This is a genomic window from Thioclava sp. 'Guangxiensis', from assembly GCF_045348365.1.
GTDB classification, from domain to species: domain Bacteria; phylum Pseudomonadota; class Alphaproteobacteria; order Rhodobacterales; family Rhodobacteraceae; genus Thioclava; species Thioclava kandeliae.
The window spans coordinates 568306-587748 of sequence record NZ_CP155822.1 but is presented as its reverse complement, the minus strand read 5'-3'; the positions used below and the strand labels follow the sequence as shown (position 1 = coordinate 587748).

The 19443-nt window shown below is 59.7% G+C and carries 14 protein-coding genes; 13 read left to right on the top strand and 1 reads right to left on the bottom strand.

The window, feature by feature from the left end; translation table 11 throughout:
* The first annotated feature begins 194 nt into the window (after positions 1 to 194).
* The 13 genes from rplJ (at position 195) to ABEB22_RS02800 (ending at position 18817) form a co-directional block, all read left to right on the top strand.
* Positions 195 to 707 (top strand): 50S ribosomal protein L10, encoded by a 513-nt coding sequence (gene rplJ, locus ABEB22_RS02860; RefSeq protein WP_339114359.1) that lies wholly within the window; start codon positions 195 to 197, stop codon positions 705 to 707.
* A 76-nt stretch (positions 708 to 783) separates the two neighbouring features.
* Positions 784 to 1155 (top strand): 50S ribosomal protein L7/L12, encoded by a 372-nt coding sequence (gene rplL, locus ABEB22_RS02855; RefSeq protein ID WP_339114360.1) that lies wholly within the window; start codon positions 784 to 786, stop codon positions 1153 to 1155.
* A 238-nt stretch (positions 1156 to 1393) separates the two neighbouring features.
* Positions 1394 to 5530, top strand: a complete 4137-nt coding sequence (gene rpoB / locus ABEB22_RS02850) for a DNA-directed RNA polymerase subunit beta (protein WP_339114361.1) — start codon at positions 1394 to 1396, stop codon at positions 5528 to 5530.
* A 56-nt stretch (positions 5531 to 5586) separates the two neighbouring features.
* On the top strand, positions 5587 to 9819 hold the full coding sequence (gene rpoC, locus ABEB22_RS02845) for a DNA-directed RNA polymerase subunit beta' (protein WP_339114362.1): 4233 nt from the start codon (positions 5587 to 5589) through the stop codon (positions 9817 to 9819).
* 181 nt (positions 9820 to 10000) lie between these two features.
* Positions 10001 to 10735 carry a glycosyltransferase family 2 protein gene (locus ABEB22_RS02840; protein ID WP_339114363.1) on the top strand — a complete coding sequence of 245 codons (735 nt, stop codon included), beginning with the start codon at positions 10001 to 10003 and terminating at the stop codon, positions 10733 to 10735.
* Positions 10732 to 11040 (top strand): lipid-A-disaccharide synthase N-terminal domain-containing protein, encoded by a 309-nt coding sequence (locus ABEB22_RS02835; RefSeq protein WP_339114364.1) that lies wholly within the window; start codon positions 10732 to 10734, stop codon positions 11038 to 11040. Before ABEB22_RS02840 ends, ABEB22_RS02835 begins: the two co-directional genes overlap by 4 nt.
* Entirely contained in the window at positions 11015 to 12436 is a 1422-nt protein-coding gene (locus ABEB22_RS02830) for an ArnT family glycosyltransferase (protein WP_406870775.1), read from the top strand. Before ABEB22_RS02835 ends, ABEB22_RS02830 begins: the two co-directional genes overlap by 26 nt.
* The gene (locus ABEB22_RS02825; protein ID WP_406870774.1) at positions 12426 to 13166 is read left to right on the top strand and encodes a phosphatase PAP2 family protein; all 741 of its coding nucleotides are present in this window, start codon (positions 12426 to 12428) and stop codon (positions 13164 to 13166) included. Before ABEB22_RS02830 ends, ABEB22_RS02825 begins: the two co-directional genes overlap by 11 nt.
* A gap of 270 nt (positions 13167 to 13436) precedes the next feature.
* Complete coding sequence (gene rpsL, locus ABEB22_RS02820; RefSeq protein ID WP_096433949.1) at positions 13437 to 13808, top strand: 30S ribosomal protein S12; 372 nt, start codon at positions 13437 to 13439, stop codon at positions 13806 to 13808.
* 21 nt (positions 13809 to 13829) lie between these two features.
* Positions 13830 to 14300 (top strand): 30S ribosomal protein S7, encoded by a 471-nt coding sequence (gene rpsG / locus ABEB22_RS02815; RefSeq protein WP_339114367.1) that lies wholly within the window; start codon positions 13830 to 13832, stop codon positions 14298 to 14300.
* A 20-nt stretch (positions 14301 to 14320) separates the two neighbouring features.
* Positions 14321 to 16444, top strand: a complete 2124-nt coding sequence (fusA, locus tag ABEB22_RS02810; protein ID WP_339114368.1) for an elongation factor G — start codon at positions 14321 to 14323, stop codon at positions 16442 to 16444.
* A gap of 69 nt (positions 16445 to 16513) precedes the next feature.
* A complete protein-coding gene (gene tuf, locus ABEB22_RS02805; protein ID WP_339114354.1) occupies positions 16514 to 17689 on the top strand; it encodes an elongation factor Tu in 1176 nt (391 codons plus the stop codon).
* A gap of 135 nt (positions 17690 to 17824) precedes the next feature.
* Positions 17825 to 18817: a zinc transporter ZntB gene (locus tag ABEB22_RS02800; protein WP_406870773.1), complete on the top strand. Its 993-nt coding sequence runs from the start codon at positions 17825 to 17827 to the stop codon at positions 18815 to 18817.
* Between the two features lie 35 nt (positions 18818 to 18852).
* Here ABEB22_RS02800 and ABEB22_RS02795 read toward each other — a convergent pair whose 3' ends face one another.
* Complete coding sequence (locus ABEB22_RS02795) at positions 18853 to 19419, bottom strand: type 1 glutamine amidotransferase domain-containing protein (RefSeq protein WP_339114370.1); 567 nt, start codon at positions 19417 to 19419, stop codon at positions 18853 to 18855.
* Positions 19420 to 19443: the final 24 nt, after the last annotated feature.

Sequence of the window (19443 nt, the reverse complement as noted above, 5' to 3'; positions counted from 1 at the left end):
GAACGATTCGTCCGAGACGGTGGGTGAGGCGCGAGCCTGGTAAATCCTGCCTGAGGCGGGAAGGACAGATTTCCTAGGTGCTTTGCATGAAGCCCCAAAGGTGATCTTGGACGGACCGTTGCGGACCCCGAGTCGGGGCAAGTGCCCCGGCAAAATGAGCCGGAGGGTCAAACCTCCCAACTTGGAGTGTAACTGTGGATAGAGCCCAGAAAGAGAAAGTGGTCGAGGAACTCGGCCAGATCTTCGAAAGCTCTGGCGTCGTGGTGGTTGCCCACTACGAAGGCCTGACGGTTGCTGAAATGCAGGACCTGCGCGCGAAAATGCGTGAAGCGGGCGGGTCTGTGCGCGTTGCCAAGAACAAGCTCGCCAAGATCGCCCTTGCGGACAAGCCGTGCGAAAGCATCGCTCAGTACCTCACGGGCATGACGGTGCTCTCCTATTCCGAAGATCCGGTCGCTGCGGCGAAAGTGGTCGTGGAATACGCCAAGAAGAACGAGAAACTCTCGATCCTCGGCGGCGCAATGGGGAATGATGCACTTGACGTCGCCGGTGTTAAAGCCGTGGCAGCCATGCCGTCGCGTGAAGAGCTTATCGCTCAGATCGTTTCGTGCCTGGGTGCACCCGCTTCGAACATCGCCGGTGCCATTGGCGCGCCTGCTTCGAACATCGCGGGCATTCTCTCGACCATCGAAGAGAAAGCTGCGTAAGCAAACTGTTATGGCCTTCGTCGTGGCTTGAAGTCCGACGTTGGAAACCAAACCCTAATCTTAGGAACTGAGTAAAATGGCTGATCTGAAAAAACTCGCCGAAGAAATCGTTGCTCTCACGCTGCTGGAAGCACAAGAGCTGAAAACCATCCTGAAAGACGAGTACGGCATCGAGCCGGCAGCCGGTGGCGCCGTCATGATGGCTGGCCCGGCAGCAGCTGCTGAAGCAGCTGAAGAGAAAACCGAATTCGACGTGATCCTCGTCGATGCAGGCGACAAGAAAATCAACGTCATCAAAGAAGTCCGCGGCATCACCGGCCTCGGCCTGAAAGAAGCCAAAGACCTCGTTGAGGCCGGCGGTAAAGTCAAAGAAGGCGCTGCAAAAGCAGAAGCCGAAGAAATCAAGAAAAAGCTCGAAGAAGCAGGCGCAAAGATCGAACTCAAGTAATTGGGTTCGGTGCGCACGCATCGAGTTTGAGATTGGGCTGGGTCCGGAGTTTCCGGGCCCAGCCGAACCTGTCTCGGAGAGGGCTTTTTGATAAAGCGCTCTCCAAGGCGGCGTTCGCGGCTCGGGAGCTGACCGGTGGGACGGTCGGCAGGTATGGAGCCGCCCCCCTTATCGCCAGGCGCGCACCATGGGCCCCGACATAGTGCCGCACGCGAAAAGACGAAAGGTGACGACGAGCATGGCTCAAGCTTACGTTGGTCAAAAGCGCATTCGCCGCTACTATGGTAAGATCCGCGAAGTCCTCGAAATGCCGAACCTCATCGAGGTTCAAAAGGCATCCTACGACCTGTTCCTGCGCTCCGGCGAAGGGGAAGGTCATCTGGATGGCGAAGGCATCAAAGGGGTCTTCCAATCGGTCTTCCCGATCAAAGATTTCAATGACAACGCTATTCTGGAGTTCGTGAAATACGAGCTCGAAAAGCCGAAATACGACGTTGAGGAATGCCAGCAGCGCGATATGACCTATAGCGCCCCGCTGAAGGTCACTCTGCGCCTCATCGTGTTCGATGTCGACGAGAACACCGGTGCGCGTTCCGTGAAGGACATCAAGGAACAGGACGTGTTCATGGGCGATATGCCCCTGATGACCAAGAACGGGACGTTCATCGTGAACGGCACCGAGCGCGTGATCGTCAGCCAGATGCACCGTTCGCCGGGCGTATTCTTCGACCATGACCGCGGCAAGACGCACTCCTCGGGTAAGCTGCTTTTCGCCTGCCGCATCATTCCCTATCGCGGCTCGTGGCTCGACTTCGAATTCGACGCCAAGGATCTCGTGTTCGCACGGATCGACCGCCGCCGGAAGCTTCCGGTGACGACGCTGCTCTATGCGCTCGGCATGGATCAGGAAGGCATCATGGATGCCTATTACGACACGGTCTCCTACACCTCCAAGGGGCGTCAGGGCTGGGTCACCAAGTTCTTCCCCGACCGCGTTCGCGGAACCCGTCCGACCTTCGATCTGGTCGATGCGGACTCGGGCGAGGTTATCTGCAAAGCGGGCGACAAGATGACCCCGCGCATGGTCAAGAAGATCAAGGACGAAGGTCAAGTCACCGACCTGCTCGTGCCTTTCGATCACATTCTGGGCCGCTTCTGCGCGAAGGACATCGTCAACGACCAGACCGGCTTCATCTATATCGAGGCAGGCGACGAGCTGACCGCAGAATACGACCGTGACGGCGACCTCGTGGGCGGGTCGATCAAGACGCTGATCGATAACGGCATCACCGAGATTCCGGTGCTGGATATCGATAACATCAACGTCGGTCCCTACATCCGCAACACGCTGGCCGCAGACAAGAACATGGGCCGCGACGGCGCGCTCATGGATATCTATCGCGTCATGCGTCCGGGCGAGCCGCCGACTGTCGAAGCCGCGTCGAATCTCTTCGATTCGATGTTCTTCGATAGTGAGCGCTACGATCTCTCGGCTGTTGGCCGCGTGAAGATGAACATGCGCCTCGACCTTGATGCGCCGGACACCCAGCGCACGCTGCGTCACGAAGACATCGTGGCCTGCATCAAGGGTCTGGTGGAGCTGCGCGACGGTAAAGGCGAGATCGACGATATCGACCACCTCGGTAACCGTCGTGTGCGGTCTGTCGGCGAGCTGATGGAAAACCAGTATCGCGTCGGTCTGCTGCGCATGGAACGCGCGATCAAGGAACGCATGTCCTCGGTCGAGATCGATACGGTCATGCCGCAGGATCTGATCAACGCGAAACCGGCAGCGGCAGCGGTGCGTGAATTCTTCGGCTCCTCGCAGCTGTCGCAGTTCATGGACCAGACCAACCCGCTTTCGGAAGTCACGCACAAGCGTCGTCTCTCGGCCCTCGGCCCGGGCGGTCTGACGCGCGAACGTGCAGGCTTCGAGGTGCGCGACGTTCACCCGACCCACTATGGCCGGATGTGTCCCATTGAGACGCCGGAAGGTCAGAACATCGGTCTGATCAACTCGCTCGCAACCTTCGCCCGTGTGAACAAATACGGTTTCATCGAAACCCCGTATCGCAAGGTTGAAGGCGGCAAGGTCACGGATGACGTGGTCTATATGTCGGCGACCGAAGAGATGCGCCACACCGTGGCTCAGGCCAACGCCGACCTCGACGAGGAAGGGCGCTTCAAGAACGAACTCGTTTCGACCCGTCAGTCGGGCGAATTCATGCTCAACCCGAACGAAGCCGTCGACCTGATCGACGTTTCGCCGAAACAGCTGGTTTCGGTCGGTGCGGCACTGATTCCGTTCCTTGAAAACGACGACGCCAACCGCGCTCTGATGGGGGCGAACATGCAACGTCAGGCCGTGCCGTTGATCCGTGCCGAGGCACCCTTCGTGGGCACCGGTATGGAAGCGACCGTGGCACGCGATTCGGGGGCTGCGATCTCGGCGGACCGTTCGGGCATCATCGACCAGGTCGATGCGGCGCGTATCGTTATCCGTGCGACCGAAGACCTCGAGCCGGGCGATCCGGGCGTCGACATCTACCGTCTGCGCAAGTTCAAGCGTTCGAACCAGTCCTCGACCATCAACCAGCGCCCGCTGGTGAAAGTGGGCGAAGCGGTCGTGAAGGGTCAGGTCATTGCTGACGGTCCCTCCACCGATCACGGCGATCTGGCCATTGGCCGGAACGTGGTCGTGGCCTTCATGCCGTGGAATGGCTACAACTACGAAGACTCGATCCTGATCTCCGAGCGTATCCACAAAGACGACGTGTTCACCTCGATCCATATCGATGAATACGAAGTCGCGGCGCGTGATACGAAGCTTGGTCCGGAAGAAATCACCCGCGATATCCCGAACGTCGGTGAGGAAGCCCTGCGCAACCTCGACGAAGCCGGTATCGTCTATATCGGTGCCGAAGTCGGCCCGGGTGATATTCTTGTGGGTAAGATCACGCCGAAGGGCGAGAGCCCGATGACGCCGGAAGAGAAACTCCTCCGCGCCATCTTCGGTGAGAAAGCGTCCGACGTGCGCGATACTTCGCTGCGTCTGCCGCCGGGTGCCTATGGGACCATCGTGGAAGTCCGCGTCTTCAACCGTCATGGTGTGGACAAAGACGAACGTGCGCTGCAGATCGAGCGTGAAGAAGTCGAGCGTCTGGCCCGCGACCGTGACGACGAACTCGTCATTCTCGAGCGGAACATCTACGCACGTCTGCGCTCGCTGATCATCGGCAAGACGGCGGTCAAGGGTCCCAAAGGCGTCAAGCCGGGTTCCGAGATCACTGTTGACCTTCTGGCAACCCTCTCGCGCGGCCAATACTGGCAGCTCGCACTGGAAGATGAGGCCGACGCGAAAGAAGTCGAGGCACTCAACGATCAGTTCGAGGCGCAGAAGAAGGCGCTGGATCTGCGTTTCGAAGACAAGGTCGAGAAAGTCCGTCAGGGCGACGATCTGCCTCCGGGCGTAATGAAGATGGTCAAGGTCTTCGTGGCTGTGAAGCGCAAGCTTCAGGCAGGCGACAAGATGGCAGGCCGCCACGGGAACAAAGGCGTGGTCTCGAAGGTCGTTCCGGCCGAAGATATGCCCTTCCTCGCGGATGGGACGCCGGTTGACCTCGTTCTGAACCCGCTGGGCGTGCCTTCGCGGATGAACGTCGGTCAGATCCTTGAAACCCATATGGGTTGGGCATCGCGCGGTCTGGGCCTTCGCATCGACGAAGCGCTGAAAGACTATCGCAAGTCTGGCGATCTGACGCCTGTTCGTGACGCAATGCGTTATGGCTATGGCGACGAGACCTACGAGGAAGAGTTCGCGGCAATGGAAGACGAGCGCTTCGTGGAATCGGCGGAAGCCGTGCGCACGGGTGTTCCGATTGCAACGCCGGTCTTCGATGGTGCGAAGGAAGAAGACATCAACGACGCCCTGCGTCGTGCAGGCTTCGACACTTCGGGTCAGTCGGTGGTCTTCGACGGTCGGACCGGTGAGCAGTTTGCTCGTAAGGTCACCGTGGGTGTGAAATACTTCCTGAAGCTTCACCACCTCGTCGATGACAAGATGCACGCCCGTTCGACCGGTCCGTACTCGCTCGTCACCCAGCAGCCGCTCGGTGGTAAGGCGCAGTTCGGTGGTCAGCGTCTCGGGGAGATGGAGGTCTGGGCTCTGGAAGCTTACGGCGCCGCCTACACCCTGCAAGAGATGCTCACCGTCAAGTCGGATGACGTGGCAGGCCGGACGAAGGTCTATGAATCGATCGTCAAAGGTGAGGACAACTTCGAGGCCGGCGTGCCGGAATCGTTCAACGTTCTCGTCAAAGAGGTCCGGGGCCTTGGCCTCAACATGGAACTCCTGGATGCGGAGGATGACGAGTAAGGGGGGCTTCCCCCTTACTTCCCCCGCCTCTGCTGCCCTCTAACAAGGATTTTCAGATGAACCAGGAAATCACTACCAATCCGTTCAATCCGCTGGCACAGCCCAAGCAGTTTGACGAGATCAAGGTATCTCTGGCATCGCCCGAACGGATCCTCTCGTGGTCCTATGGCGAGATCAAGAAGCCGGAAACTATCAACTACCGCACGTTCAAACCCGAGCGTGACGGTCTGTTCTGCGCGCGTATCTTTGGCCCGATCAAAGACTACGAATGCCTGTGCGGCAAATATAAGCGTATGAAATATCGCGGCGTTGTCTGCGAGAAATGCGGTGTGGAAGTCACGCTGCAAAAGGTCCGTCGCGAGCGTATGGGCCATATCGAGCTGGCCGCGCCCTGCGCCCATATCTGGTTCCTCAAATCGTTGCCCTCGCGCATCGGTCTGATGCTGGACATGACGCTGCGCGATCTCGAGCGCATCCTCTACTTCGAAAACTACGTTGTCATCGAGCCGGGTCTGACCGACCTGATGTATGGCCAGCTGATGACCGAAGAAGAGTATCTCGACGCGCAGGACCAGTATGGCGCAGACGCCTTCACCGCCAATATCGGCGCTGAAGCGATCCGCGAGATGCTGGCAGGGATCGATCTGGAAGCCACCGCAGAGACCCTGCGCGAGGAGCTGAAAGAAGCGACCGGCGAGCTGAAACCGAAGAAGATCATCAAGCGTCTGAAGATCGTTGAATCCTTCCTCGAGTCGGGCAACCGTCCCGAATGGATGGTGCTGACCGTTCTTCCGGTGATCCCGCCGGAACTGCGTCCGCTCGTTCCGCTCGATGGTGGCCGTTTCGCGACCTCGGATCTGAACGATCTGTATCGCCGCGTCATCAACCGGAACAACCGTTTGAAGCGTCTGATCGAACTGCGTGCGCCCGATATCATCGTGCGTAACGAAAAGCGTATGCTGCAGGAATCGGTCGATGCACTGTTCGATAACGGCCGTCGTGGCCGCGTGATCACGGGCACCAACCGTCGCCCGCTGAAATCGCTTTCGGACATGCTTAAAGGTAAGCAGGGTCGCTTCCGTCAGAACTTGCTCGGTAAGCGCGTCGATTTCTCGGGCCGTTCGGTTATCGTGACCGGTCCGGAGCTCAAGCTGCACCAGTGTGGCCTGCCCAAGAAGATGGCGCTCGAACTCTTCAAGCCCTTCATCTATTCGCGTCTCGAGGCCAAAGGTCTGTCGAGCACCGTGAAACAGGCGAAGAAGCTCGTTGAAAAAGAGCGTCCGGAAGTCTGGGATATCCTCGACGAGGTGATCCGCGAGCATCCGGTCTTCCTGAACCGCGCACCGACGCTGCACCGTCTGGGCTTCCAGGCGTTCGAACCGACGCTGATCGAAGGTAAGGCCATCCAGCTGCACCCGCTCGTCTGCTCGGCCTTCAACGCCGACTTCGACGGTGACCAGATGGCTGTGCACGTTCCGCTGAGCCTCGAGGCCCAGCTGGAAGCGCGCGTCCTGATGATGTCGACGAACAACGTTCTGTCGCCCGCGAACGGCGCACCGATCATCGTTCCGTCGCAGGATATGATCTTGGGGCTCTACTACCTCACCATGCAGCGTAAGGGCATGAAGGGCGAAGGCATGGTCTTCGGCTCGATCGAGGAAATGGAGCACGCGCTGAATGCAGGCGAGTTGCATCTGCACGCCAAGATCCACGCCCGTGTGAAACAGATCGACGAAACCGGCAACGAGGTGTTCATCCGCTTCGAGACCACGCCGGGCCGTCTGCGTCTTGGCGCGCTCCTGCCGCTGAACGCGAAGGCACCCTTCGATCTGGTGAACCGTCTGCTGCGGAAGAAAGACGTTCAGAACGTCATCGACACCGTCTACCGTTATTGCGGCCAGAAAGAGTCGGTGATCTTCTGCGACCAGATCATGTCGATGGGCTTCAAGGAAGCGTTCAAGGCAGGTATCTCGTTCGGCAAGGACGATATGGTTATCCCCGATAGCAAGTGGGAAATCGTCAATGACGTGCGCGATCAGGTCAAGGACTTCGAACAGCAGTATATGGACGGCCTGATCACTCAGGGCGAGAAGTACAACAAGGTTGTCGATGCGTGGTCGAAATGTAACGATCAGGTCACCGAAGCCATGATGTCGACCATCTCTGCGTCCAAGTTCGACGAGAACGGCGCCGAAATGGAACCGAACTCTGTCTATATGATGGCCCACTCCGGTGCACGGGGCTCGGTCACGCAGATGAAGCAGCTGGGCGGGATGCGCGGCCTGATGGCCAAGCCGAACGGCGAGATCATCGAGACGCCGATCATCTCGAACTTCAAGGAAGGTCTGACCGTTCTTGAATACTTCAACTCGACCCACGGCGCCCGTAAGGGTCTGTCGGATACCGCGTTGAAGACGGCAAACTCGGGGTATCTTACCCGTCGTCTGGTGGACGTGGCTCAGGACTGCATCGTGCGTGCGCATGATTGTGGCACCGAGAACGCGATCACCGCATCGGCCGCCGTCAATGACGGTGAGGTCGTGGCACCGCTATCCGAGCGTGTTCTGGGCCGTGTGGCTGCAGATGACGTTCTGGTTCCGGGCTCCGACGAGGTGCTGGTGCGCCGTAACGAGCTGATCGACGAGCGTAAAGCCGACCAGATCGAACAGGCTGGCGTCCAGTCGATCCGTATCCGTTCGGCTCTGACCTGTGAGGCCGATGAGGGCGTCTGCGCACTCTGCTACGGTCGTGACCTTGCGCGCGGCACCATGGTGAACCAGGGCGAGGCTGTCGGTATCATCGCGGCCCAGTCCATCGGTGAACCCGGTACCCAGCTGACGATGCGGACCTTCCACATCGGCGGCGTCGCACAGGGTGGCTCGCAATCCTTCCTCGAGGCAAGCCAAGAGGGTAAGATCGAGTTCCGCAACCCGTCGCTGCTTGAAAACGCCAATGGTGAGCAGATCATCATGGGCCGGAACATGCAGATCGTGATCGTCAACGATCATGGCGAGGAGCTGGCCAGCCACAAGGTCGGTTACGGTACCCATGTCTTCGTGAAAGAGGGCGAAAGCGTCAAACGCGGCACCAAGCTGTTCGAATGGGACCCCTATACCCTGCCGATCATCGCCGAGAAGGCCGGTAAGGCCAAATTGGTGGACCTGCTCGCGGGTATCTCGCTGCGCGAGGACACCGATGACGCGACCGGTATGACACAGAAGATCGTGTCGGACTGGCGCTCCTCCGCCCGTGCGAAGGACCTGAAACCGGAGATCATCATCGTTGATGCGAATGGCGAACCCGTCCGTAACGATATGGGCCACCCGGTGACCTACCCGATGTCGGTCGACGCAATTCTGTCGGTCGAAGAGGGGCAGGACGTCCGTGCAGGTGACGTGGTTGCGCGTATCCCGCGTGAAGGCGCGAAGACGAAGGACATCACCGGTGGTCTGCCGCGTGTTGCCGAACTCTTCGAGGCACGCCGTCCGAAGGATCACGCGATCATTGCCGAGATCGATGGCTATGTGCGCTTTGGGAAAGACTACAAGAACAAGCGCCGCATCGCGATCGACCCGCGCGACGAAGGTCTGGAGCCCGTCGAATACATGGTGCCGAAAGGCAAGCACATCCCGGTGCAGGAAGGCGACTTCGTGCAGAAGGGTGACTACATCATGGACGGGAACCCCGCACCGCATGACATCCTGCGCATCATGGGGATCGAGGCACTGGCCGAGTATCTCATCAACGAGGTGCAGGACGTCTATCGTCTGCAAGGCGTGAAGATCAACGATAAGCATATCGAAGTGATCGTGCGCCAGATGCTGCAGAAGATCGAGGTGCTGGATTCGGGCGAGACCACGCTGCTCAAGGGCGAGCATGTCGACAAGGTCGAGTTCGAAGAGGTCAATGCCAAGGCGCTTGCACGCGGTGCACGTCCGGCACATGGCGAGCCTGTCCTTCTGGGGATCACCAAGGCCTCGCTGCAGACCCGTTCGTTCATCTCGGCGGCATCCTTCCAGGAGACCACCCGCGTTCTTACCGAGGCGTCTGTCCAAGGTAAGCGCGACAAGCTGGTCGGCCTGAAAGAGAACGTTATCGTGGGTCGTCTGATCCCGGCGGGGACTGGTGGGGCAACCAGCCAGGTCCGTCGTGTGGCGACCGAGCGCGACAGCGTCGTGATCGAGGCCAAGCGCGCCGAGGCCGAACAAGCCGTGGCTCTTGCCGCACCGGCCGACACCGATACCGGTGCCGATTTCGGTGTTGTCGAAACGCCGGAAAGCCGCGACTAAGACGCGTCTGACTGAAAGAAATAAGGGGCTCCGCTATAATAGCGGGGCCCTTTGTCGTTAAAGTGTCTAGCCCCAGCGCCGCCAGACGGCTAGACACAGGGCGAATCCACGACGAGATCGCTGTCGCCCCGTTGTTACGAGGGTGTGGCACAACCCAGATACGAGACGAATGCTGCGGTAGATGACAGAGCTAACAATAATAATTCCCGCTAAGAACGAAGCCGAGAACATCGCCGCGCTGGTGGAGGAGATTCACTCTTTCTGCGATGCGCGATACGATTACGAGGTGATCGTGATCGATGACGGCTCGACCGATGCCACGCGGCGTATCCTGACCGAGCGTCTGGCGGTGGATCACCGTCTGCGCCTTCTGGCCAATGACCGATCCGGCGGACAGAGTGCCGCGGTCCATAGCGGCGTGCTGGCCGCGCGCGGGGCAATCTGCTGCACACTTGATGGCGATGGCCAGAACCCGCCCGAGAATATCCCGAAGCTGGTGGATGCCCTACTGAACGATCCGCAAGCGTCTCTTGTGGCCGGGCAGCGGGTCGGGCGTCAGGACACATGGTCCAAGCGTTATGCCTCGAAATTCGCCAATGGTTTGCGGGCGCGGGTGCTGCAGGATGGCACGCGCGATACCGGTTGCGGCCTCAAGGCCTTCCGCCGTGAGGCGTTCATGGCGCTGCCCTTCTTCAACCATATGCACCGCTATCTGCCCGCGCTCTTCAAGCGCGATGGGCTGAAAATCATTCTGGTGGATGTGACGCACCGTGCACGTCTGGGTGGACAGTCGAATTATAATAATTTCCAACGGGCGATGGTGGGAATTGTCGATCTGTGCGGCGTCGCATGGCTTCTCAAGCGTAAGAAGACCGCTCGCCCGACTGAAGTTTCCGTTGCGGAGGAGACGCAATGATCGATCATCTGTTGAAGCTGTTCCATGTCGATAACGGCACCGAGCTGGCATGGGTCCTGTTCGGTCTTGCCGCGCAGCTGATGTTTACCGCGCGGTTTCTGGTCCAGTGGATCGCGTCCGAGAAGGCTCAGGATTCGGTGATGCCGGTGACCTTTTGGTATTTCTCGCTCTTGGGCGGGGTGATGCTGCTCTCCTACGCGATCTATCGTCATGATCCCGTCTTTGTGCTGGGCCAGTCGCTCGGCGTGGTGATCTATTCCCGGAATCTGTGGTTGATCTATGCGAAACGTCGTCGGAACGCCTGAACGCGGCTGGCTACCGCAAGCCTTTGCTATCGTTGCGCTGATTACGGCGCTGCGGCTGGTGGCGCTGGCCTTCAACAAGGCCGAGCTGTTCGTCGACGAGACGCAATACTGGTTCTGGGGCCAGAATTTCGACTTCGGATATTATTCCAAACCGCCACTGATCGGCTGGCTGATCCGGGCCGTGACCGATCTGGCGGGCAGTTCGAGCCCCTTCTGGGTGAGGATGCCCGGATCGGTGCTGCATGGGATCACGGCTCTGGTTCTGGGGCTGACCGCGGCGCGGCTCTTCGATGCGCGCACCGCGTTCTGGACGGCGCTGACCTATGTCACGCTGCCCTTTGTGGCGCTGGGATCGCTGTTGATCTCGACCGATACGGTCATGGCGCCCTTCTTTGCGGGTGCGATCCTGTTCTTCGTGAAGACCTGCCAGACCCGCGGCGCAGGAAGTGCCATTCTGGCAGGGCTCTGCGCAGGGGCGGGGTTCATGGCGAAATATGCTGCGATCTATCTGATCCCCGGCGCGCTTCTGGCGGCGTTGTTCCTGCGTGATTTCCGTCCCGGTTGGCGCAATGCCGTGCTGATGCTGGTGGCCTTCGGGCTGATGATCGCGCCAAATGTGATCTGGAACCTGACCCACGATCTGACCACGGTCGAACACACGATGGATAATGCGGGCTGGGTCCGCACGGGCGCACATCTGAACTGGGCCTCGCTGGGCACGTTCTTTGCCAGCCAGTTCGGGGTGTTCGGTCCGGTTGCCATGGTGGCGCTTCTGTGGGGGTATCTGCGCGGCGGCACCTCCGCACGGGCGGGGCTTGCCTTCCTGTCGGTGCCCGCGCTTGCAGTGGTGCTGGTGCAGGCGCTTCTGGACCGGGCCTATGCCAATTGGGCGGTGGGCGCCTATTTCGCGGGGACCATCCTTGCGGTGTCGGTCCTTGGCCCGCGTATGCGCCGGATCTCGCTGGCGATCAACCTGATCCCCTGTATCCTTCTGCCTCTGCTGACCGTGTTGGCACCGTGGCCGGTGATTGATGGCAAGCCGCTTCTGCAGCGCTATCTGGGGCGGGCCGAACTGAGCCACGCCGCTCTCGCGATCGGGCATGAGACGGGCCTGCCGGTCGTTTCGGAAAACCGCGATATCCTGGCGGATCTCTTCTACCAGAACCGCGATGGCGATGTGCCGGTCTATGCCGTTCCGTCCAAAGGCCGTCCGGGCAGCTATTACGAGCAGATGTTCCCGATGCCCGCCGGGCTGGGGCAGGTGGTTCTGGTGGATCGCGATCTGCCCGAGGGCTGCAGCCCGAGCGAGACCCGTGATCTGCCGCGTGGTGGCTACTGGACCCGCTATGACGTGAAAGCCTGGACGGTGAATGCGGAGTGTCTCTATGCGCATTGAATCCTATCGTGGAGCAGGGTTCTGGCTGTTGGGCGCATGGGCGGTGGCCGTCTGCCTCTTCGAGGCGGCGCCCCGGTTCGATCTCTGGGTGTCGGGCCTCTTCTACACGGCGGGGGAGGGGTTCACCGCCGGCTGGCTGGACCCCGTGCTCGAATTCCTGCGCCAACGCATCTGGAACCTGTCGGTGATCCTTGCGCTGGTCTCGCTGGTGATGGTTCCGGTCTGTGCGGTGCTGCGCAAGCCCGTCTTGCGGCTGGGTTTGCGGGATTGGGCGTGGATCACGCTGGGCTATTTCCTCGGCTCCGTCATTCTTGTGAACGGGCTTTTCAAGACCTATTCCGGCCGCGCTCGTCCCGCTAGCACTGTCGATTTCGGCGGCGAGCATCTCTTCACCCCCGCATGGCACTTTGCCGACCAGTGCTCGCGCAACTGCTCTTTTGTCTCGGGCGAGGGGGCGGCGGTCGTGATTCTGTCGCTGGCGGTCTGGTTTGTGGCCAAACGCTGGTGCGGGCCGCGCGGGCAGGGATGGGCGACCGGCATCGCGTGGGCCCTGTCGGTTTTCGTTCTGGCCCAGCGGGTCGTGACGGGGCGGCATTTCCTGTCGGATGTGACCTTTGCGGCCCTTATCTCGCTGACAATCGCATGGGCGCTCTGGGGCATGCTGAAGCTCGGCACGGACTATCGTGAAGGCAAGGCCGCAGCAGACAAAACGGACAGTCCCGCAGGGTAACATCGTCCGAGTTGACAAGGGCGGGGCAAGAGCCTATACGCCGCCCATCCCCTCGGGCTTGAAAACCGTGCGGGAGACAGAAACAGCGGTGGTCCTAGGCCGGACCCATGTCCGACCCCCCTTGTTTCGCACGCAGTCTTCGAAGGCCGAAAGCCCGCGAAGGTTGCGATTTGGCGTTTGTGCGAATGGGCGCATGACGCTGTCGAGAAGTGGCGCCATCATCCCGGTGGCGAGTATTGACAACCTGATAGAAAGCGAACGGGGAACCGAATGCCGACAATCCAGCAGCTGATCCGCAAACCGCGTCAGCCGAAAGTGCAGCGCTCTAAGTCGCAGCACCTCCAGCAGTGCCCGCAAAAACGTGGCGTCTGCACGCGTGTGTACACCACCACGCCGAAGAAACCGAACTCCGCTATGCGTAAAGTCGCCAAAGTGCGTCTGACGAATGGCTTCGAGGTCATTTCCTACATCCCGGGCGAAAAGCACAACCTGCAAGAGCACTCTGTTGTTCTGATCCGCGGCGGCCGTGTGAAAGACCTTCCGGGTGTCCGTTACCACATCCTGCGCGGTGTGCTGGATACCCAAGGTGTTAAAGATCGTCGTCAACGTCGCTCCAAGTACGGCGCGAAGCGTCCGAAGTGATCGTAGGAAAGGGATACACATATGTCTCGTCGTCACGCCGCTGAGAAGCGCGAAGTTCTCCCGGACGCCAAGTTTGGTGACCGCGTTCTGACCAAGTTCATGAACAACCTGATGATCGACGGTAAGAAATCTACCGCCGAACGCATCGTTTATAGCGCGCTGGACCGCGTCGAAGGTAAGCTCAAGCGCGAGCCGATCGAAGTGTTCCACGAAGCCCTCGACAACGTGAAGCCGGCTGTTGAAGTCCGTTCGCGTCGTGTGGGTGGTGCAACCTACCAAGTTCCGGTCGAAGTTCGTCCGGCACGCCGCGAGGCGCTGGCAATCCGCTGGCTGATCTCGGCTGCACGTGGTCGTAACGAAAACACCATGGAAGAGCGCCTTGCAGGCGAGCTTCTGGATGCGGTGAATTCGCGCGGTTCTGCAGTTAAGAAACGTGAAGATACGCACAAGATGGCCGACGCGAACAAAGCGTTCAGCCATTATCGCTGGTAAATCCAACGGAAGGACGCCCTATGGCACGCGACTATCCCCTTCAGCGGTACCGCAACTTCGGGATCATGGCCCACATCGACGCGGGCAAGACGACCACGACCGAGCGGATCCTCTACTACACCGGCAAGTCCCACAAAATCGGCGAAGTCCACGACGGCGCCGCAACCATGGACTGGATGGAGCAGGAGCAGGAACGCGGCATCACGATCACGTCTGCTGCGACCACGACTTTCTGGCAGCGTCAGGAAGATCCGACCGCAGAAGGCACCTCGGACACCAAGTACCGCTTCAACATCATCGACACCCCCGGCCACGTTGACTTCACTATCGAAGTCGAGCGTTCGCTGGCCGTGCTCGACGGCGCAGTCTGCCTTCTCGACGCCAACGCAGGCGTTGAACCGCAGACCGAAACCGTTTGGCGTCAGGCTGACCGCTACAAGGTTCCGCGGATCGTGTTCGTCAACAAGATGGACAAGATCGGCGCGGATTACTTCAACTGCGTCAAGATGATCAAGGACCGCACCGGCGCCACTCCGGCTCCCGTGTGTCTGCCGATCGGCGCAGAAGATAAACTTGAAGGCATCATCGACCTGATCAAGATGGAAGAATGGGTCTGGAAAGGTGAAGACCTCGGCGCAAGCTGGGCTCGTGAACCGATCCGTGCCGATCTTCAGGACATGGCAGACGAGTGGCGCGCCAACCTCGTCGAGATTGCTGTAGAGCAAGACGACGCGGCCATGGAAGCCTATCTCGAAGGCAACGAGCCCGACGAGGACACCCTGCGGAAACTGATCCGTAAGGGCACCCTGTCGCTCTCGTTCGTTCCGGTCTTCGCCGGTTCGGCCTTCAAGAACAAGGGCGTCCAACCGCTGCTGAACGCGGTTATCGACTTCCTTCCCTCGCCGCTCGACGTGCCCGCCTATACCGGCTTCGCACCCGACGACGAGACCGAAACGCGTAACATCGAACGTCACGCGGACGATGCAGAACCCTTCTCGGGTCTTGCGTTCAAGATCATGAACGACCCCTTCGTGGGCTCGCTGACCTTCACCCGTATCTATTCGGGCGTGTTGAAGAAGGGCGATTCCGTCCTGAACGCAACGAAGGGCAAGAAAGAGCGCATCGGTCGTATGATGATGATGCACGCGATCAACCGTGAAGAGATCGAAGAAGCGTTTGCAGGCGACATTATCGCGCTGGCCGGTCTGAAAGAGACCACCACCGGTGATACCCTCTGTGACAGCTCGAAGCCCGTCGTTCTCGAAACGATGACCTTCCCGGAGCCGGTGATCGAGATCGCCGTGGAGCCGAAGTCCAAAGCTGACCAAGAGAAAATGGGCATCGCCCTGGCTCGCCTGGCAGCAGAAGACCCGTCCTTCCGCGTCGAGACCAACTTCGAATCCGGTCAGACGATCATGAAGGGCATGGGCGAACTTCACCTCGACATCCTTGTTGACCGCATGAAGCGCGAATTCAAGGTTGAGGCGAATATCGGTGCTCCGCAGGTGGCTTACCGCGAGACCATCTCGCAAGCGGCAGAGATCGACTACACGCACAAGAAACAAACCGGTGGTACCGGTCAGTTCGCGCGCGTGAAACTGGCGATCACTCCGACCGAGCCGGGCGAAGGCTATTCGTTCGAATCGAAAATCGTCGGTGGTGCTGTTCCGAAGGAATACATCCCGGGCGTCGAGAAGGGCATCCAGTCGGTTATGGACTCCGGTCCGCTGGCAGGCTTCCCGGTTATCGACTTCAAGGTTGCTCTGCTTGACGGTGCCTTCCACGATGTCGACTCGAGCGTTCTCGCCTTCGAAATCGCAACCCGTGCCGCAATGCGCGAAGGTCTTCGTAAGGCCGGCGCAAAGCTGCTCGAGCCGATGATGAAAGTGGAAGTCGTGACGCCGGAAGAATACACCGGTTCGATCATCGGCGACCTGACCTCGCGTCGTGGTATGGTTCAAGGGCAAGACACCCGCGGCAACGCGAATGTCATCAACGCCTTCGTTCCGCTCGCCAACATGTTCGGCTACATCAACAACCTGCGTTCCATGTCTTCGGGCCGCGCAGTGTTCACGATGATCTTCGCGCATTACGAAGCCGTTCCGCAGAACATCTCGGACGAAATCCAGAAACAATACGCCTGATCTGATATGCGTCCGCGGTAGCTCCGCGGGCGCACCCCTTAGATCAGTAGCCTGTGACAGGAGGCCATTATGGCAAAGGCAAAGTTTGAACGTAACAAACCGCACGTTAACATCGGCACGATCGGCCACGTTGACCACGGCAAAACCACGCTGACCGCAGCAATCACCAAGTATTTCGGTGACTTCAAGGCCTACGACCAGATCGACGGCGCACCGGAAGAAAAAGCACGCGGCATCACCATCTCGACCGCACACGTCGAGTATGAGTCGGAAAACCGCCACTACGCGCACGTCGACTGCCCCGGCCACGCTGACTATGTTAAGAACATGATCACCGGTGCGGCACAGATGGACGGCGCGATCCTCGTTGTGAACGCAGCTGACGGCCCGATGCCGCAGACCCGCGAGCACATCCTGCTCGGCCGTCAGGTCGGCATCCCGACCATGGTTGTTTACCTGAACAAGGTTGACCAGGTTGACGACGAAGAGCTGCTGGATCTGGTCGAGATGGAAGTCCGCGAGCTTCTGTCGTCCTACGACTACCCCGGCGACGATATTCCGATCGTCAAAGGTTCGGCACTTGCAGCCCTCGAAGGCCGCGATCCGGAAATCGGCGAGAACTCGATCCGCGCGCTCATCGCAGCCGTTGACGACTTCATCCCGACCCCGGCACGTGCTGTTGACCAGCCCTTCCTGATGCCGATCGAAGACGTGTTCTCGATCTCGGGCCGTGGTACCGTTGTGACCGGTCGTGTCGAGCGCGGCGTGATCAACGTTGGCGACGAACTCGAAATCGTCGGTATCCGCGACACCAAGAAAACGACCTGCACCGGTGTGGAAATGTTCCGCAAGCTGCTGGATCGTGGTGAAGCAGGCGACAACATCGGCGCCCTGCTGCGCGGTATTGACCGTGAAGGCGTTGAGCGTGGTCAGGTTCTGTGCAAGCCGGGTTCGGTCAAGCCGCACACCAAGTTCGAAGCAGAAGCCTATATCCTCACCAAAGAGGAAGGTGGCCGTCACACGCCGTTCTTCGCGAACTACCGTCCGCAGTTCTACTTCCGCACCACGGACGTCACCGGGACCGTTACGCTGCCGGAAGGCACCGAGATGGTTATGCCGGGCGACAACCTGAAGTTCGAAGTCGAACTGATCGCCCCGATCGCCATGGAAGATGGTCTGCGCTTCGCAATCCGCGAAGGCGGCCGTACCGTTGGTGCAGGCGTTGTGTCGAAAATCCTCGCATAATCCCACGCGGATCATGTGATTTACGGAAGGGCGGCCCTAGGGCCGCCCTTTTGCTATGCGAGGGCAGGGGCAAAAGAGATTGTCTCCAACAGGGCCCGGCGCTAGCTATGCGCCACGATCCAAGGAGCGCGCCGTATGACAACCAGCCCGATCAAGCTTTCCCATATCCTGACAGGCCATCCCTCCGCGAATGACCTCCTACATGCCGACGAGGCCCATATCGTTGCAGCGCTGCGCGATGACCGGCTGGCTTGGGTCCATCTGGACGGCACCCATCCCGAGGCGCAGAGCTGGATCCGGCAGGAGCTGGATTATCTTGAACCGCAGGCTGTCGAAGCACTGCTGGACCGCGATACCCGTCCGCGCACGACGGTTATCGGAGAGGGGATGCTGATCATCCTGCGGGGGATCAATTTCAACGAGGGTGAGGATCGCGAGGATATGGTGTCCCTTCGCATCTATGCAGATAGCAAGCGGATCGTAACGATTGCGCGCAAGCGGGTGCGGGCGATCGAACGTATGGACGACGCGATCCGGTCGGGACAAGTGCCGGAGAATGCCGGGCTCTTCGTCGTGCGGCTGACGGAGGATATCGTTGGCCGTATCGGCGCCTTCCAAAGCGAGCTCGACGAGCATGCCGAAGCTCTCGAGGATAAGGTCTACGGGCAGGGTGGGGACCATCTGCGCCGCGATGTGCTGGATCTGCGGCTTCAGGTCATCGCTGTGCGACGCTATCTGGGGCCGCAACGCGAGGCGCTACTGAAGGCCTCCCAAGCGCAATGTGCTTTGGTAACCGAAGAGGTCCGGCGCGAGCTGGAAGAGGAAGCAGTGAAAATGACCCGAATCTCGGAGGACATGGACGAGCTGCGTGATCAAGCGCAGGTGCTGCGCGAGGAGTTGTCGACCCAGCTTTCGGACCGCGTGAACCGTAATACTTTTGTCCTATCGGTGGTCTCGGTAATCTTCCTGCCGCTGGGCTTCCTGACGGGACTCTTCGGGGTCAATATCGGGGGCATGCCGGGACTGAACAGCGACAACGCCTTTATGTGGCTCTGTCTCTGGTGCGTCGGGCTGGTCATGGTGCAGCTTTTGTTCATGTGGCGGCTGCTGACGATGGGGCGCCAATAAGGGCGCGCCACCCCGGGGAGGCGGCGCGCTTTGGGTCAGGCGGCTTTGCTGCGCTGGGTGTGGCGGCCCTCCTCAACCTCCTCGATGATCTTGTTGACAAAAGCGTCAAGATCGCCGGGATTGCGCGAGGTGATCAGTGCCTGATCATTGACCACTTCTTTGTCCTCCCAGTGACCACCAGCATTCAGGATATCGGTCCTGATCGAGGGGTAGGAGGTCAGTTTGCGGTCTTTCACAACACCGGCTTCAACCAGCATCCAAGGCCCATGGCAGATCGCGGCGACGATTTTCTTGGCGTTGTAGAAGTCCCGCACCAGATCGACGGCCTCGGGTTTCGTGCGCAGAACGTCGGGGTTGATCTGGCCGCCCGGCAGGATGATGGCGTCATAGTCGTCGACATTGGCATCGGAAATCCTAAGCTCGGCCTGCGCCATCTCGCCCCAGTCAGTTTCGTCCCAGCTGCGGATCGGGGCACCATCGAGCGAGGCAATATCGACTGTCGCTCCCGCCTCGCGCAGCTTGTCGCGCGGAACGGTCAGCTCGGTCTTCTCGAAGCCATCGGTGGCAATAATCAGGATCTTGCTGTCGGTAATCTTCGGCATGGTGTCCTCCTTTGAATATGGTAT

Excerpts from the sequence above, each read along its gene's own strand:
- rplL (WP_339114360.1), top strand. The coding sequence starts at position 784 with ATGGCTGATCTGAAAAAACTCGCCGAAGAAATCGTTGCTCTCACGCTG.
- rpoB (WP_339114361.1), top strand. The coding sequence starts at position 1,394 with ATGGCTCAAGCTTACGTTGGTCAAAAGCGCATTCGCCGCTACTATGGT.
- rpoC (WP_339114362.1), top strand. The coding sequence starts at position 5,587 with ATGAACCAGGAAATCACTACCAATCCGTTCAATCCGCTGGCACAGCCC.
- ABEB22_RS02840 (WP_339114363.1), top strand. The coding sequence starts at position 10,001 with ATGACAGAGCTAACAATAATAATTCCCGCTAAGAACGAAGCCGAGAAC.
- ABEB22_RS02835 (WP_339114364.1), top strand. The coding sequence starts at position 10,732 with ATGATCGATCATCTGTTGAAGCTGTTCCATGTCGATAACGGCACCGAG.
- ABEB22_RS02830 (WP_406870775.1), top strand. The coding sequence starts at position 11,015 with ATGCGAAACGTCGTCGGAACGCCTGAACGCGGCTGGCTACCGCAAGCC.
- ABEB22_RS02825 (WP_406870774.1), top strand. The coding sequence starts at position 12,426 with ATGCGCATTGAATCCTATCGTGGAGCAGGGTTCTGGCTGTTGGGCGCA.
- rpsL (WP_096433949.1), top strand. The coding sequence starts at position 13,437 with ATGCCGACAATCCAGCAGCTGATCCGCAAACCGCGTCAGCCGAAAGTG.
- rpsG (WP_339114367.1), top strand. The coding sequence starts at position 13,830 with ATGTCTCGTCGTCACGCCGCTGAGAAGCGCGAAGTTCTCCCGGACGCC.
- fusA (WP_339114368.1), top strand. The coding sequence starts at position 14,321 with ATGGCACGCGACTATCCCCTTCAGCGGTACCGCAACTTCGGGATCATG.
- tuf (WP_339114354.1), top strand. The coding sequence starts at position 16,514 with ATGGCAAAGGCAAAGTTTGAACGTAACAAACCGCACGTTAACATCGGC.
- ABEB22_RS02800 (WP_406870773.1), top strand. The coding sequence starts at position 17,825 with ATGACAACCAGCCCGATCAAGCTTTCCCATATCCTGACAGGCCATCCC.
- ABEB22_RS02795 (WP_339114370.1), bottom strand. The coding sequence starts at position 19,419 with ATGCCGAAGATTACCGACAGCAAGATCCTGATTATTGCCACCGATGGC.